Source organism: Salinibacterium sp. GXW1014, from assembly GCF_044769865.1.
Taxonomy (GTDB): Bacteria; Actinomycetota; Actinomycetes; order Actinomycetales; family Microbacteriaceae; genus Homoserinimonas.
Map to the genome: position 1 here is coordinate 1440484 of NZ_JBIZWA010000001.1, position 14595 is coordinate 1455078.

The 14595-nt window shown below is 66.4% G+C and carries 14 protein-coding genes and 1 tRNA gene; 7 read left to right on the plus strand and 8 right to left on the minus strand.

Translation table 11 applies throughout. The features are described 5' to 3' along the window. Position 1: 1 nt before the first annotated feature. The 6 genes from radA to ACIQK7_RS07190 all read right to left on the minus strand — a co-directional run bounded on the left by radA (position 2) and on the right by ACIQK7_RS07190 (position 5033). Complete coding sequence (gene radA, locus ACIQK7_RS07165) at positions 2–1357, minus strand: DNA repair protein RadA (protein ID WP_403022685.1); 1356 nt, start codon at positions 1355–1357, stop codon at positions 2–4. A 39-nt stretch (positions 1358–1396) separates the two neighbouring features. Beyond that, positions 1397–2128 (minus strand): anti-sigma factor, encoded by a 732-nt coding sequence (locus ACIQK7_RS07170; protein ID WP_403022688.1) that lies wholly within the window; start codon positions 2126–2128, stop codon positions 1397–1399. Continuing rightward, entirely contained in the window at positions 2115–2606 is a 492-nt protein-coding gene (locus tag ACIQK7_RS07175) for an RNA polymerase sigma factor (protein ID WP_403022690.1), read from the minus strand. The genes ACIQK7_RS07170 and ACIQK7_RS07175 overlap by 14 nt, the downstream gene beginning before the upstream one ends. Before the next feature lie 88 nt (positions 2607–2694). Next, positions 2695–3333: a sortase domain-bontaining protein gene (locus tag ACIQK7_RS07180; RefSeq protein ID WP_403022693.1), complete on the minus strand. Its 639-nt coding sequence runs from the start codon at positions 3331–3333 to the stop codon at positions 2695–2697. 8 nt (positions 3334–3341) lie between these two features. Next, positions 3342–4163 (minus strand): DUF4397 domain-containing protein, encoded by an 822-nt coding sequence (locus ACIQK7_RS07185; RefSeq protein WP_403022695.1) that lies wholly within the window; start codon positions 4161–4163, stop codon positions 3342–3344. Between the two features lie 114 nt (positions 4164–4277). Further along, positions 4278–5033, minus strand: a complete 756-nt coding sequence (locus tag ACIQK7_RS07190) for an SGNH/GDSL hydrolase family protein (protein ID WP_403022698.1) — start codon at positions 5031–5033, stop codon at positions 4278–4280. Between the two features lie 52 nt (positions 5034–5085). On the opposite strand from ACIQK7_RS07190, the gene ACIQK7_RS07195 reads away from it, so the two are divergent. Together ACIQK7_RS07195 and ACIQK7_RS07200 are read left to right on the plus strand one after the other, a co-directional pair. Next, positions 5086–5625: a YaeQ family protein gene (locus ACIQK7_RS07195; RefSeq protein ID WP_403022700.1), complete on the plus strand. Its 540-nt coding sequence runs from the start codon at positions 5086–5088 to the stop codon at positions 5623–5625. Between the two features lie 47 nt (positions 5626–5672). Further along, positions 5673–5760: transfer RNA gene (locus ACIQK7_RS07200), tRNA-Ser, on the plus strand. Positions 5761–5823: 63 nt separating this feature from the next. Here ACIQK7_RS07200 and ACIQK7_RS07205 read toward each other — a convergent pair. Further along, entirely contained in the window at positions 5824–6351 is a 528-nt protein-coding gene (locus ACIQK7_RS07205; protein ID WP_403022702.1) for a cupin domain-containing protein, read from the minus strand. 104 nt (positions 6352–6455) lie between these two features. Here ACIQK7_RS07205 and iolM point away from each other — a divergent pair, with 104 nt between their 5' ends. Further along, positions 6456–7631: a scyllo-inosose 3-dehydrogenase gene (gene iolM / locus ACIQK7_RS07210; RefSeq protein ID WP_403022705.1), complete on the plus strand. Its 1176-nt coding sequence runs from the start codon at positions 6456–6458 to the stop codon at positions 7629–7631. Between the two features lie 65 nt (positions 7632–7696). On the opposite strand, the gene ACIQK7_RS07215 is transcribed toward iolM, so the two are convergent. Further along, on the minus strand, positions 7697–9208 hold the full coding sequence (locus ACIQK7_RS07215) for an FAD-binding oxidoreductase (protein WP_403022708.1): 1512 nt from the start codon (positions 9206–9208) through the stop codon (positions 7697–7699). Between the two features lie 166 nt (positions 9209–9374). Between ACIQK7_RS07215 and ACIQK7_RS07220 the strand changes: the two genes are divergently transcribed. From ACIQK7_RS07220 to ACIQK7_RS07235, 4 genes are all read left to right on the plus strand, one after another. Continuing rightward, positions 9375–11027, plus strand: a complete 1653-nt coding sequence (locus ACIQK7_RS07220; RefSeq protein ID WP_403022711.1) for an FAD-dependent monooxygenase — start codon at positions 9375–9377, stop codon at positions 11025–11027. A 96-nt stretch (positions 11028–11123) separates the two neighbouring features. After that, positions 11124–12011: an intradiol ring-cleavage dioxygenase gene (locus ACIQK7_RS07225; RefSeq protein ID WP_403022714.1), complete on the plus strand. Its 888-nt coding sequence runs from the start codon at positions 11124–11126 to the stop codon at positions 12009–12011. Beyond that, on the plus strand, positions 12004–12831 hold the full coding sequence (locus ACIQK7_RS07230; RefSeq protein WP_403022717.1) for a nuclear transport factor 2 family protein: 828 nt from the start codon (positions 12004–12006) through the stop codon (positions 12829–12831). The genes ACIQK7_RS07225 and ACIQK7_RS07230 overlap by 8 nt, the downstream gene beginning before the upstream one ends. Before the next feature lie 143 nt (positions 12832–12974). After that, positions 12975–14570: an ABC transporter substrate-binding protein gene (locus tag ACIQK7_RS07235; RefSeq protein WP_403022720.1), complete on the plus strand. Its 1596-nt coding sequence runs from the start codon at positions 12975–12977 to the stop codon at positions 14568–14570. Positions 14571–14595 lie beyond the last annotated feature (25 nt).

Below are 14595 nucleotides of genomic sequence, written 5' to 3' on the forward strand. Positions count from 1 at the left end.
GTTAGAACTGGGGAACGTCGGCCTGCACGGTCTCGGCGGTCGCGAAGGCGGTGCGCATTGCGTCGCGCAGGTGGGCGCTGTTGCTGTCGACGAGGGTCGTGAAGCCGAGGCGGCGAGCTTCGGAGGCGCGCTGCTTGGCGTGCGAGACGGGACGGATCTCGCCGGCGAGGCTGATTTCGCCGACGGCCGCGAGTGTGCCGGGGAATGACTTGTCGCTGTAAGCGCTCGCGATGGCGAGGGCGATCGCGAGGTCGGCGCCTGGCTCGGTGAGTCGGATGCCGCCGACGGTCGAGACGTAGACGTCGTTCTCGCTGAGCTTCATGCCGGCGCGGCGTTCGAGCACGGCGAGCAGCATGGCGACGCGCGAGGAGTCGACCCCGTTGGTGACGCGTCGAGGCTGAGGTGCCGAGCTCTTGACGATGAGCGCCTGCACCTCGACGGGGAGGGCGCGGCGTCCCTCGACCGAGATGGTGACGCACGTGCCGCTGACGGGGGCGCTGCCACGGCTCATGAAGAGGCCGCTGGGGTCGGCGACCTCGGCGATGCCGTCGCCCGTCATCTCGAAGCATCCGACCTCATCCGTCGGGCCGAAGCGGTTCTTGTGGGCGCGGATGAATCGGAGTGCGGTCTGCCGGTCGCCCTCGAACTGGCACACGACGTCGACGAGGTGTTCGAGCACGCGCGGCCCCGCGATGGTGCCGTCCTTAGTGACGTGACCGACGAGAAGCAGGGGGAGGCCCCGGTCTTTCGCGACACGGATGAGCGTCGATGCGACCTCGCGCACCTGGCCCGGCTGGCCGGCGAGGCCGTCATTGAGTGAGGAGGAGACCGTCTGCACGGAGTCGACGATGAGCAGCTGGGGCTGCACCTGGTCGACCTGTCCGATGATGGTCGCGAGGTCGGTCTCGGCCGCGAGGTAGAGGTTGTCGTGGAGGGCGTCGGTGCGCTGGGCGCGCATCCGCACCTGGTTCACTGACTCTTCGGCTGAGACGTAGAGCACGCGCTGCCCGCCCTGCGCCGCCTTTGACGCGACCTCGAGCAGCAGCGTGGACTTGCCGACCCCCGGCTCACCGCTGAGCAGGATGGTCGCACCGGGCACGATGCCGCCACCCAGCACGCGGTCGAACTCGTGGATGCCGCTCGGTTGGTGCTCCACTTCGGGCGCCGTGATCGCGGTGATCGGGCGCGCGACCCGTTCGTCGCTCACGGCGACGGGCTTCAGCGCGCGCGTGATGCCGGTCTGCTCGGCCGCCTCCACGACCGTGCCCCACGCCTGGCATTCGCCGCAGCGCCCGGCCCACTTGAGGGTGGTCCATCCACACTCGGTGCAGCGGAACGAAGCGGTTGTGCGGGCCATGTCTCAAGAGTAGAGGCGACCGCAGACATCGCTGCCGCCCTAGGCCTCCGAGAGCTCGCCCCGCACGATCGAGTCGCCCGAGTGAGCCGGGTCTCCATCGTCGGGCTCCAGCGAAACGTCGACCAGCACGTATTCGCTCAGATCGATGTCCTCGGGCACGGTGAAGGCACCGTCGGCACCCTCCATCACGCCGAGGCTGACGAGAGCGGAGGCGTCCCCGGTGATGAGCCAGACCTCCTTGTAACCCTGGTCGGTTTCACGGGAATCGAGTTGCACTCGTACCTGGCGCGTGCCATCCCGGTCTTCGACAACAACAGCTTCGCCCGCAGCATCCGGATGCGAGGGAAACGCTTCGAGGGTCGCCGCCGCGAGTTGAGTGGGCTGTTGGGTTTGCCAAGCGGCCCACGTGCCGCCACCGATCACTCCAACCGCCGCGATCGAGGCTGCCAAGGCAAACATGCGACGCCGCTGCTTGAACCGTGGGACGTGCGGATGCTCGCCGCCAGTTTCACGACCGCGCTCGGGGGCGGGTTCCGGCGCCGTGGGGGCGCTCCCGAGTGCGAGCTCTTGCGAGATGCGGTTCCAGACCGCTTCGGGCGGGGTCGCGAGCTCGCCCAAGCCGGCCGTCGATCGACCGACCGCCACCGTGTACTCCAGTTCGGCGAGTTCAAGCGCACACTGGTCGCACGTGTTGAGGTGAGTCTGCTCGGCCTCTGCGGCCGGCTCGCCGATGGCCAGGAGCGAGAGCCGCTCAGCATCAAGATGCTGCATGGCCAGCCTCCAATCGGTTGCGGAGTCTCGTCAGACTTCGACGTAGGTGGCTCTTCACAGTGCCGAGTGGCATCTGCAAGCGGCTCGCGATCTGCTCGTGGGTGAGGTCGTCATAGAACGCGAGCTGAACGACAGCGCTGGCATCCGGTTCCAGCCGGGTGATCTCATCCGCGAGCATCAATCGGTCACCGAGGTCGATGTCTGGGCCGATGAGATCATCGGGGTCAGCGAACTGCTGAAGCTGATCTTGCAGCGCTCGCACGCGCCGACGCGCATCGAGTGTGTCTGCGATGCGCCGCCGTGCGATCGCCACGAGCCAGGTGGACATCTGGGCCTTGTCCGGATCATAGGAGTCTCGCGACGTCCAGGCAGAGACGAAGGTCTTCTGGGTGATGTCTTCGGCGTCGCCGTGGTCGCCGACCGCCCGCAACGCGAGCGTGAACACGACGGGAGACCATCGCCGGTAGATTGCCTCCAACGCGCGCTCATCGCCAGCTCGAAACCTCTCATGAGGATCGCGTGACTGCGGGTCATCCACTCTCATGCCTCTCACGATCGTTCGCCGTTTACGCGGCCGGGGTCGCGATGACGACCACGTTATCTTCGTATCGTCCGATGCTGCTATCGAAGTCGCCGCCGCAGGTGATCAACACGAGCGCGGATGACCCGTCCCGGCCGAACAGTTCGGCCACGGGAAGCTCCTTCTTCGGATAGTAGGTCACGCTCTGCACCGAATAGAGGTGGCTGGTTCCCGCGGCATCCGTCACCTCTGTTGTTGCTCCCGCGCCCAGGTTGCGCAGCTTGCTGAACGGACCGATGGGGTAGTTGCCGGCGTCGACGTGGGCGGAGATCACCGTGTTGCCCTGCGGGCTGGATGGGTCTGAGCCGAATCGGTACCAGCCGGCGATGGCGGGGTTCTCCGGCAGCTCCATGAAGCCACCGGTTTCGATGCCGACCTCGACAACAGGGATGCTCACCCCGATGTCGGGGATCGCGACCTGCACGGGTGGCACCGGCTGCCGGGCGGGCTCCGGGGTCGCAGGCCTGACTGGCACCTCCACGGCTGGCGTGGGAGCCACCGCGGAGGGACTCGGCGAGGGGATCGCCGGCAGTGGTGCGGTGGGCTCCGTCGTCCCCGTGCAGGCCACCAGCGCAAGGGCGATCGCAAGAGCGCCAAGCGCTCCTGCGATCGTCCGCTTGCTCATGCTGTTCCTCAGCTGCCGACTCGTGCGCGTCGTGCAGCGACTGCCGTCGCGGCGCCGGCGGCGATCACAAGGCCTCCGAGCAGCAGCATGCCCTGGAGCATCATGTCGCGCTCAGCGAGCTGCCCGCCCGTTCCCGAGTTGACGCCTTCGGGAGTGGAGTGCAGACCCTCGATGGTCTGCACGGCGAGGGCGAGGTTCTCATCCTCGAGGCTGCCCCACGCGTAGACGATCGTGTGGACGCCCTCCTGCACGTTGACATCCGCCGGGCCGATCACCGGCTCCGTCGTACCCGCTGCGGCTACGGCTGCCGAGACCGTGCTGGCCGGCAAGGTCAGTGTCGCTTCGTCAGGGTTGGCGAGATCTTCGACCACGGGGGCACCGCCAGCGAGCACATCCACGGCGGGCGCTGCCGCGACGTGGCGCACCGTCAGCCGGCCCTGCCCTGCGGCGATGGTCGAGGTGTCGTTGACGAACGGGGTGACGGTGGGCGTTCCGGTTTCTCCCAAGTGAGCCACCGCCGTGTAGTTGGTGTCGGCTGCAAGGGAGACGGTCACAGGGCCAAGCACGGGAGAGCTGGCGTCGGTCGCGTCCGTCGCTGTCAGCGCCACCTCATAGTCGCCGGGAGCAAGGTCAAGCGGCCCGGCGAGGTCCCCCGGCTGGAAGTCATCGAGAGTCAGAGCGCCATTCACCCAGACATCGACGGGCGTCTCGGGAATGCCGTGAAGCACAGACAGCGAGGCGTTGCCGGGGGTGGCCGCGTAGGCGGGAGTCACGAGGCCGAAGCCGACGATGGCTCCTGCCGCAATCCCCGCGATGATCCTGTTTCGCATGGTGATTCTCCTTCATCGGGGCTGCTGTGTGCTGCCCATCGAAGAGGTGATTCCGGCCGAAGCCCTCATTTAGATGCACCTGCATGAAGAAAGTTTTTCGTGAGGCGCTTCGGGCTAGCGTTTCGACCCTTCGAGACCGTGCGCCGCCTCCCGCACGAGCGGCAGGAAGGCGCGCGCCCACACGCGGTAGCCACGGTCATTCGGGTGGAAGAAGTCGGCCGCCACCTGGTTGAGCGCATAGCGCAGCACGCCCGCGCGCCGGGTTTCCGCGTGCACGGGCGCGACGATGAGCCCGTGTCGCCTGGCCGTCTCGTGCAGGATCGCGTTCGCCTCGCGCACCCGCTTCTCGGCCGCGCCCACATAGAAGCTCGGGATGTCGCCCACGATCGTGTGCGGCGGCAGTGCCGAATACAACTCCTCGATCTCGCGCTCGAAGCGCTCCCGGTCGTAGGTGCCGATGTCGTTTGCGCCGATCCCAACCGTCACGAAGTCGGGCTCGCCCAGCTTGCGCAGCGCGGGCAACTGAAGTTCGAGAGCCTCGCGCAGGCGTGCCCCCGAGATGCTGAGGTTGACGACGCGGATGCTGCGGCCCGTGACATCCGCGAGTTCCCGCATGATGTCGCCGACGTATCCCCGGTGCGGTTTGCTCGCCCCGATGCCTTGCGCGGCCGAGTCGCCGAGGGCGACGTAGAGCAGCTCGCCCTCCTGCTTGGCGCGCTCCCGCCACCACTTGGAGTGCACGGGCAGTTTCTGGGCGAGCGCCTCCATGCCCTTCATGCGGCGCTGCTGCACGAGGGTCGTGCTGAGGGCGCCGGTTGCGGCAACGAGGGCGGTCGCCCCTGCCGCGATGATGACGCGCGTGGCTTTCATGCTCGAATCGTACGAATCCGTGCCTGTGAATGCGGCGCTAAGCTCAACCACCATGGCTCTCGGCGCGCTCATCCACACGTTCACCGTGCAGCTGGCAGACATGGATCGTGGCGTCTACGAAGACCTGATGCTCCGCGTGGCGCGGCACCCCTCCGAGACGGATGCCTACATGCTCACGCGCGTGCTGGCCTACCTGCTCGAATACGAGGAGGGCATTGCGTTCAGTGAGGGCATCTCCTCGACTGACGAGCCGGCCGTGGTCGTGCGTGACCTCACCGGCACCCTCACCGCATGGATCGAGGTGGGAGCCCCGGATGCTGCGCGCCTCCACCACGGCAGCAAGCTGGCAGCCAGGGTCGCCATCTACACGCACCGCGACCCCGCGAAGCTGCTCGCCGCGTGGGAGGGCAAGACCATCCACCGGGCCGAAGACATCACGCTTCGGAGCTTCGACGCCGGCTTCATCGACGCGGCCGTCGCGGCGATCGAACGGCGGAACGAACTCACGGTGACCGTGACGGAGGGGCAGCTCTACCTCGACGTCAACGGCACGAATCTGAGTTCGAGCATCCTGCAGCACCCGCTGCGCTGAGGCGCCCGCGTTCGGGTCGACCCTCCGGGTGTATTACACTTGTCCGCGGTGACGTGTCCGAGCGGCCGAAGGTGCAACTCTCGAAAAGTTGTGTAGTGAAAGCTACCGTGGGTTCAAATCCCACCGTCACCGCCAAATGTCCTGAGCCGCGACATCGTTGACAAACGAGTCGCGGCTCAGGAATTTTTGTCGCCGCGGCTACGGCGCGGCAACTCCGATGGAGACCGCAGCGAGCACCGCTGGCTCCTTGGTCGGGTTCATCCACGCGTGCTTCGTCGCGTTCTGGATGATCACGTCTCCGGCCTGCACGAGGGTCGGCTCACCGGTCTCCAGCGAGAGCAGGAGCTGCCCGCTCAGCACGATCTGGTAGTCGACGGTCTGTGTCGTGTGGAAGCCGGGCATGTCCGGGTCGAACGTGTCGGCGAGGCCAGGCAGCGCGATGGCCTCCTCCTCAGCGGCCGCGACCGGGTCGATGGTCTCGAAGACTGCGCTCGGAGGGAACTGCACGATCGTGAGACCGGAGCCGCCCGGTCCTGGCATGAGCGACGTCAGAGTGGGAGTGATGTCCTCCGGAGTGGGCGCGGGGGAGTCGGGCAACGCCCACACGACGGTGTTGCTGAACCCCGGAATCGCTGCGAAGTCGTGCGTGCGCGGGGCGGGCTGGTCGGAGATGACCGCACTGCGACCCTCCGCATCGAGGCCTGTAACGACACGTCGGATGTGCATGAATGGCTCCTCTCGGTTGCCGCCCTCCCTTGGACGACTCAGGTCAGCTTAACGAATGTCAGACGTTTATCAACTAATGTGGGCGGGACGACGAGGAGGTGGCCATGGCGACGATGCAGGCCGTGCAGATCCGGGGTGACTGGTCGCCCCGCCCGGACGCGATACTCACCCAGGCGGAGGTCGACGAACACTGGGCGTACGATGCGACCCGAGTCTGGCGGCATCCGGTCTGGGAGCTCGTAGACCGGCCCGTTCCACAGGTTCGCGACCCCCACGACGTGCTCGTGCGAAGCCGGGCCGTGGGCGTCTGCGGGTCGGATGCGCACCTGTACGAGACCGACACCGACGGCTACGTGCTGCTGCCATACCGGGTACGGCTCCCGGTCATCCCCGGCCACGAACTCGCAGGCGAGGTCGTGGAGGTTGGCTCGGCTGTACGCGGCCTCGCGCCCGGCGACGCCGTGGCGGTGACCACCTTGCAGTACTGCAGCGCGTGCGAGGCCTGCCAGGCTGGCCTGCCCGCCCACTGCACGGAGGCGGCGGACCGCGGCTTCAACATCGACGGCGGCATGGCCGAATACGTGGTCTCGCGCGACGTGAACCTGCGGCCGCTGAATGCGCTGCGCGAACGCTTCGACGAGCGCGAGGTCTTCGAGATCGGAGCGCTCTCGGAGCCCGCGAGCGTCGCATACCTGGGGATGTTCGATCGCGCAGGCGGCATCACGCCCGGTGGCGTGGCGGTCGTGCATGGCTGCGGGCCAATCGGCCTTGCGGCGGTGGCGCTCGCCCGCGCGGCTGGTGCCGCGCAGGTCATCGCCTTTGCGACAAACCCGGCCCGCTGCGAGCTTGCGAAGGCCATGGGTGCGGACGAGGCCTACGACGTGCGCGCGCTCGCCAACGACGGCATCGGCGCTGGTGAGGTCGTGCTCGACCGCACGAAGGGGCGCGGGGCGGACATGTCCATCGAGGCGGCGGGCAATGCGCGCACGGTGCTGCCGGAGATCGAGCGTTCGCTTGCTGTCGGCGGCAAGGTGGTGCTGCTCGGCTCGCAGTCGGGCACCGCGCCGATGCAGACCATGGCCTACATGGTCAAGGGCGCGAGCGTCTTCGGGTCGATCGGCAACATCGGCGGCACCGACCCCGTGATCGCCCTGCACGCGAGTGGTCGCATCGACCTGCGACCCATGGTGACCGACCGGTTCCCACTTACGGAGGCCGTTGCGGCGGTGCGCCGCGCCACGGAGAAGAGCGCCGCGAAGGTGCTGATCCTTCCGCACTGACCGCACACAGTGAAAGGGCGCCCGGGAGAAATTTGCCCGGGCGCCCTTTTCGTCGCGGTGTCGGACTAGCCGCGCATGGCCTTCGGCCAGATGCCCTGCTTGCCCGGCTGCAGGATGCCCTTCGGGTCGACCGCGTCCTTGATCGTCTCGACGAAGCGCAAGTAGGCGTGATCGTTGAAGTCGAACGTCTGCGCGACGGCATCCATCTTGAAGATGTGCGACCGGTAGAGGCCGTAGCCCTCGGCGGAGACGCGCGTGAGCATCGAGTCGTAGTTCGCATAGATCTGGCGCGTCTTCTCCTCGTCCTTCGGGTCGAAGAACATCACCGAGACGACGATGATCGAGTTGGGCAGCAGCATGCAGCCGGCAGCGTATGGCTCGCCGAACTCCTCGTAGAGCCCGCGCACCAAGCGGATCACCTTGAGCACCTCGGTGCCGATGAGCGGCGCGACCGGCGAGAAGTCGAGGTGGCCGGTGTCAGGGCCGAACGGCACCTTGTACAGGTCGAGCAGCTCCATGCCGGGAATGCCGGCCTGGACCTTGTCGTCGTGGATTCCCTCCTGCGGTCCCTCGCGATCGGTGCCGTCATAGACGGTGCGCCCGACCGTGACACCGGGGATGGAACCGATCACGCGCTCGACGATCTTCCACTTCGCCTCCACGATGTCTTCGTATCCGTAGAGCGCGAAGCGCAGCGCCCACGCCTCACTGGCGGCATCGAGGTCGGGCTGCCCCTCCTTGTTCGCAGCGACGCCGCGGCCGAGGAAGGGGTAGTTGTTGATCGTCTCGTCGAGCATGAGATCGCGCATCGCGTCGATCACGGGGACGACGATCTCATCGCCGTCGAAGTGGATCCAGCACGACGCATACTTCTCTGGGCGCTTCATGAGCTTCCAGCCGATCTGGGTCACGATGCCCATGTTCGACTGGAAGAAGAGCCCGTCAACCATAGGGCCGAAGCCAAACGGGTACGTGTGAAATGCGCGATTGTCGGTCATCGCGCCCATGCCGGTGCGCATGAGTTCGCCATTGGGAAGCACGACCTCCATGCCCACCACGTTCTCCGCGTGGGAGCCGATGCTGGTGTGTCCACGCCCATACTCAAGGCTGTTGCCGATGACCGAACCCCAGCCAAGGTCAGGAATGGATGACCACCACCCGCCGCCCGCTTCCTCGAGTGCGTCCACCAGGTCGAACCAGCGGACACCGGGCTCGACTACGGCATAGCCGAGCTCGGTGTTGATCTCAAGCACGCGGTTCAGCTTCGAGAGGTTGAGCAGGATGGAGCCGGGCACCCGCGGTGAGGAGCCGCCGTAGCCGTAGTTGCGTCCCTGGCTCACAGTCCACAGGGGAGCCCCATGGGTGTTCGCGATGCGGACTACAGTCTGGATCTGCTCGACCGTGCTGGGGAACACGGCCGCAGCGACGTCATTCGTGCTGTCGCCGAGCACCCAGAACGGGTCACGGTACTCGTCAAGATCGGCGCGTTCGGTGAACACTGCGTCGGCGCCGAGGGCTTCTCGGATCTCCGCGAGTGCACTCTGCACCGCTGCTGAGTCTGCGGGTGTGATCGTCATGCAACTGCTCCTCTTCGTTGAGTCGTGAGCAATGTCTATCAAATCGTCCGACATTTGGCTACTCTGACTGATTGATGTAGGAATATCCCGTGCCACTCACGACGTTCGCGTGAACGCGATCGCACAGGGCACGAAGAAATGCGCTTCAAGGGAGAAGGGTCGATCAATGGGCAAACAGACGGCTGCGGATGTGCCGGTCATCATCGCGGGAGGCGGTCCCGTCGGGATGTCGCTGGCGATCGATCTGGCCCAACGGGGAGTGGCCAGCATCGTCATCGAGCGCCGGGAGCGAGGCAAGCCGTTCCAGCTGCGCACCAACATGACCAATGTCCGCTCCATGGAGCACTTCCGCCGCTGGGGTATCGCGGATGCGCTGCGCAAGAACGACCCGGTGCCCGAGGACATCCGTCGCGACGTCTCGTTCGTGACGCGCCTCAACGGCGACCTCATCCTGAATCTGCCGAACTCGTACGAGTGGACTGAGCCGCTGCCGTTCGCCGGCGAGCGGGCGGAATGGGCGCCGAACGAGGGCATCGAAAAGACCATGTGGGAGCGCGTTGCGCAGCTGCCGCTCATTGACTACCGCAACGTCACCGAGGTGGACACGTTCCGGCAGGACGACGAGGGCGTGACGGTCGAACTGACCGGGCCGGACGGCCCGTACACGCTGCGCAGTGACTACCTCGTGATCGCTGACGGTAGTCGCGGCAAGCTGCGGCGCGAGGTGCTCAACGTGCGCCTCGAGGGCAACCCGAACCTCGCACCGAGCACGTCGTGGCATTTCCGTTCCACCCAGCTGAAGGAGATCTGGGAGAACGGTGCAGGACCCGTCGTGTCGATGGTCTACTTCTACAACGAGGATCGTGGCAGCGACCTGCTGACCGCCCAGGGCCCCGACACATGGCAGTACTTCGCCGGACCGGTGCCAGACGGCGTCGACGGCGACAACTGGGACCAGGTCAAGGAGTTGCTCTTCAAGGCGGTCGGCCAGGAGATCGACGCAGAGCCGCTCTCCGGAGGTGCCTTCGCGCAGCGCTCGCTGCTCGCACCCCGTTTCGACTTCGGTCGCGTCACCCTCGCAGGCGATGCCGCGCACCTCGTGTCGCCGCAGGGCGGCTTCGGCATGAACAGCGGCATCGGCGACTCCGCCGACCTCGGCTGGAAGCTCGCGGCGCTCGTCGACGGCTGGGGAGGGCCTGACCTGCTGCCGAGCTACTCGATCGATCGCCGCGAGGCCGTGCGATTCATCCAGCTCGGGTCAGAGGCCAACCACGCGATCGGCGCCCGCGAACTCGTGCGTGATGGTGTCGAGGAGTCCGGCGAAACGGGAGACGCGGTCCGCGAGGCCGTCAAGCAGGACATCCTCGACAAGAAGCTCGTGCAGTTCAAGCGCATGGGCGGGCAGCTCGGCTACCGTTACTCGCTCTCGCCGATCGTGGTTCGCGACGGCTCGGTCGAACCCGCGCCGACCTTTGCAGACTTCACGGAGAGCGCCGCGCCGGGCAATCGCGCGCCGCACCGTTGGCTCGCTGACGGCAGCTCGCTGTATGACCACTTCGGCATGGGGTTCACGCTGCTCGACTTCGCTGGCGCCGACGCCGCCGCGCTCTCCGCGCGGGCCGAGGAGCGGGGCATCCCGTTCACCGTGTGGGCACCGGGTGACGACGACCGCGCGGTGCTCGCGCCGCTGTACGAGCGCGGCGCCGCGCTTGTGCGATCGGACCACCACGTGGTGTGGCGAGGAGACGAACTGCCTGCCGATGTCGACCGCCTGCTCGACATCATCACGGGTCACGCCTCGACGGGTACGCCCAGGTAGCACCGAGCGCGCATGCGTGCGCGACAGCACAGCGATGCGGGAGACCGCACCGAAACCGACCGTGCGGATGCGTGCGGCCCGAGAAGGAGAGACGACATGACCACCAGCATCACGGCCGAGCAGAGCCAGCGCGAGCAAGCGTTGGTCGACCTCGTTGTTCGTTCGTTCGACACGTGCGAGGACGAGCGGCTCAAGTTCCTCATGCAGAGCCTCGTGAAGCACCTCCATGCCTACCTCCGCGAGGTCAGGCTCACGGAAAGTGAATGGGAGCGCGCAATCGAGTTCCTCACCCAGGCGGGTCACATCACCGACGACCGGCGCCAGGAGTTCATCCTGCTCTCGGATGTGCTCGGCCTGTCGATGCAGACGATCGCGATCAACAATGAGGCCTTCGCGAATGCGACGGAGGCGACCGTGTTCGGTCCGTTCTTCGTGGAGGGCAGCCCCGAGGTGCCGATCGGCGGCGACATCGCCTTCGGTGCGACCGGCCAGGCTTGCTGGGTGGAGGGCACGGTGACCGACACCAACGGCACCCCCGTCCCGGGCGCCCGGATCGAGGTGTGGGAGGCCGACGAGGACGGTTTCTATGACGTGCAGTACGACGATGACCGCACCTCAGCGCGCGCGCACCTGTTCGCTGACGCGGACGGTCGATACTCGTTCTGGGCGATTACGCCAACGCCCTACCCCATTCCTCACGACGGCCCTGTGGGGCAGATGCTCGAGGCGGTTGGGCGCTCGCCGTGGCGTGCCTCGCACCTGCACTTCATGGTCACGGCGCCGGAGATGCGTCGGCTCGTGACGCATATCTTCGTGAGCGGCGACGAGATCGGCTGGAAGGACAGTGTCTTCGGGGTGAAGGAGTCACTCATCAAGGACTTCGAGCTTCAGTCCGCTGGAACGCCCACGCCTGACGGTCGTGCGCTGGAGGGCGACTGGACGCGCGTGCAGTTCGACATCGTGCTCGCGCCCGAAGGTGCGTGACGCCGAGAGCCGGCGCGAGCTGGTCCTGCGCGTCTTCGGCGACCTGACGTCTGGGCGCATCCTGGCCGGGAGCGGCGACGCTCTCGACGCGCTCATCGCTCCGGAGGCCCGCCATCATGGCTCCCCTCCATCGTTGGTGGATGGGCCAGCTGGCGCGCGTCAGCGCTACCGTGAGCTGCACGCGCGGATGCCCGGAGTCGTGGCGACAGTGAAGCGAACCGTCGCTGATGGTGACCTCGTGGGCGTGCACTGGCACGCAGCGACGGACCCGAGTGACGAGTTCAGCGGCGAGTCCTGGTGTGAGTTCTTCCGCTTCGTCGGCGATCAGGTCGCTGAGCACTGGCAACTCCACGTCGATGTTCCCCCGAGCACCGTCAGCGGCAGGTCGGTGTTCAGTGATGCCTACCGCCCGCCTGCTGGCATGCAGTTTGGGGGACCTGCGAGGACCGCGACCAATCGGGAGGCTGCATCGGCGGCCTTTGCCCGATTTCTCGACTTCGATCCCACGGTTGTGGCTGACCATTGGGATGACGTCTACCTCCAGCACAATGAGAGCATCCCCGATGGCCCTGAGGCGCTCCGCCGTTCGCTCGAGGAGATCGGCAGTCTCCCGGAGCACTTCCGGCCGAGTTTTACCGTCATTGCCACCGCAGCGGAGGGAGACCTGGTGTGGTTTCTCGAGCGCGTGCGCGTCGGCGGCGAGTCCGGCTTCGGTGCCGACATCTTCCGGCTGGTTGACGGCCGGATCGTGGAGCACTGGGATGTTCCCGCGCTACGCCCCAGGGGCGGGGGAGCGGGGAGTGCCGGTCCAGGCACGTAGTCCGACAATTACGCAATGAACCGTCGTCCTACCGTTGACAGTGGCCGACGCGATCGATAGTCTCGCCAAGAGTCAGACAGTGAGGTCTGAATCAAAACTCAGACAACGGCGTCGTGAGTAGGCGCCGGACAGGGGCAATGCACATGTCAATGAAGAACCGCTGGCGCCCGCGCGTCATCACCGTGTCGGGCACGTTGCTGCTCGCGATGACGCTCGCAGCGTGCACTGGAACGGGAACACCGGACGATGACGGTCCGTCAGGCAACTCAGGTACAGGCGGAACCTTCACCGCGGCCCTGTCTGGGGACGTCATGAATCTCGACACCGCGAACTGCGTGCCGATCGTGTACTGCAGCGTCGCCTATGACACCCTCACCTACCTGTCCCCGGTCGACGGGGCGATCCAGCCCAACCTGGCGACCTCCTGGGAGTGGACCGATGAGACCCGCACCGTGCTTCGGCTGACACTGCGCGACGGCGTCGAGTTCGAAGACGGCACGCCGCTCAACGGCGAGGCCGTTGCCGCATCCTTCACGTCATATCTGACCGCCCCCGGGCCGTTTGCCGCGCTCAGCTATCCCATCGTCGGCGCTGCTGCCGCTGGCGAGGACCAGGTTGACATCACCTTCGGTGAGGCGCTGACGGATGAGTTCGCAACCTACCTCCTCTCAGGACCCAACGGGGTCAGCTACATCGTCTCCCCGGCCGCCGCCAAGGATCGGAGTCTCATCGCAGAAGACACCGCCGGCAGTGGACCATACGTGCTCGAGGCCTCGGAGACGACCAAGGGCGTGAAGTACGTCTACGTGCCGAACCCCAAGTACTACAACCAGGATGCGATCAAGTACGACAAGGTTGTGCTCCAGCCAATGATGGACCCCTCTGCGCGGCTCAACGCGCTCCGCTCCGGGCAGGTGACCTGGGCGTCGAACATCCCCCCAGCTGACGCTTCGGCGGTTGAAGACGCGGGCCTCACGACATCGCGTGGACCGCTCGGTGCGTTCGCCTCGCTTGCACTCGTCTCCCGCGACTCCGGCCCGCTGGCGGACAACACGGTGCGTCAGGCCCTGGCCTTCGCGACGCCGCGCGCTGACATCGCCAGCGCACTGTGGGGCGCGGAAGCCATCCCCACCAGTTCCTTCATCCCCGAAGGGGCAGAGGGCTTCAAAGAGGTGAACGGGGACATGTATGCCCACGACATCGACAAGGCCAAGGAACTGCTGGCCGAGGCTGGTTATGCGGATGGCTTCACGATCAGCGTGCTCGATCCCGCGTTCTTCGACCCGGGTGCCGCTATCGGCCAGGCGCTCAAATCGGCGTACGCAGAGATCGGTGTGACCCTGGATCTCGTTCCGTTCGACGGAGGTCCCGGCGAGGTGGCGATGCAGATGCCCAACCACGACGCAGTTGTCATGTCGAGCGGCGCCAACGGGCTCTCGCAGGGCATCTATGCACTGTTCCGACCCATGGGCGGCCTCGCTAACCCGAAGAACATCCCGCTCGACGAAGAGCTGGTCGCGAGACTCCAGGCCGCTGCCACGAACCCGGATGCTGCGGAGCAGAAGAAGCTCGTGCAGGATGCGACGACCAGGCTCGATGAGCTGGTGTATGCAGTATCAATCGCCAGCATCCCCACCCTCCAAGCGGTGCATGCCGACGCTGAGAACGTGCCGGCGAAGTACTGGACCATCGAGGCGAACCCGTTCAGCCCAGTGCCCGAGGAAGCCTGGCAGGGCTGAGTCGCCGACAGGCACGAGCACTCTT

Coding starts and splice junctions, on each gene's coding strand:
- iolM (WP_403022705.1), top strand. CDS start 6,456: ATGGCGACGATGCAGGCCGTGCAGATCCGGGGTGACTGGTCGCCCCGC.
- ACIQK7_RS07215 (WP_403022708.1), bottom strand. CDS start 9,208: ATGACGATCACACCCGCAGACTCAGCAGCGGTGCAGAGTGCACTCGCG.
- ACIQK7_RS07195 (WP_403022700.1), top strand. CDS start 5,086: ATGGCTCTCGGCGCGCTCATCCACACGTTCACCGTGCAGCTGGCAGAC.
- ACIQK7_RS07190 (WP_403022698.1), bottom strand. CDS start 5,033: ATGAAAGCCACGCGCGTCATCATCGCGGCAGGGGCGACCGCCCTCGTT.
- ACIQK7_RS07205 (WP_403022702.1), bottom strand. CDS start 6,351: ATGCACATCCGACGTGTCGTTACAGGCCTCGATGCGGAGGGTCGCAGT.
- ACIQK7_RS07220 (WP_403022711.1), top strand. CDS start 9,375: ATGGGCAAACAGACGGCTGCGGATGTGCCGGTCATCATCGCGGGAGGC.
- ACIQK7_RS07235 (WP_403022720.1), top strand. CDS start 12,975: ATGTCAATGAAGAACCGCTGGCGCCCGCGCGTCATCACCGTGTCGGGC.
- ACIQK7_RS07180 (WP_403022693.1), bottom strand. CDS start 3,333: ATGAGCAAGCGGACGATCGCAGGAGCGCTTGGCGCTCTTGCGATCGCC.
- radA (WP_403022685.1), bottom strand. CDS start 1,357: ATGGCCCGCACAACCGCTTCGTTCCGCTGCACCGAGTGTGGATGGACC.
- ACIQK7_RS07225 (WP_403022714.1), top strand. CDS start 11,124: ATGACCACCAGCATCACGGCCGAGCAGAGCCAGCGCGAGCAAGCGTTG.
- ACIQK7_RS07170 (WP_403022688.1), bottom strand. CDS start 2,128: ATGCAGCATCTTGATGCTGAGCGGCTCTCGCTCCTGGCCATCGGCGAG.
- ACIQK7_RS07185 (WP_403022695.1), bottom strand. CDS start 4,163: ATGCGAAACAGGATCATCGCGGGGATTGCGGCAGGAGCCATCGTCGGC.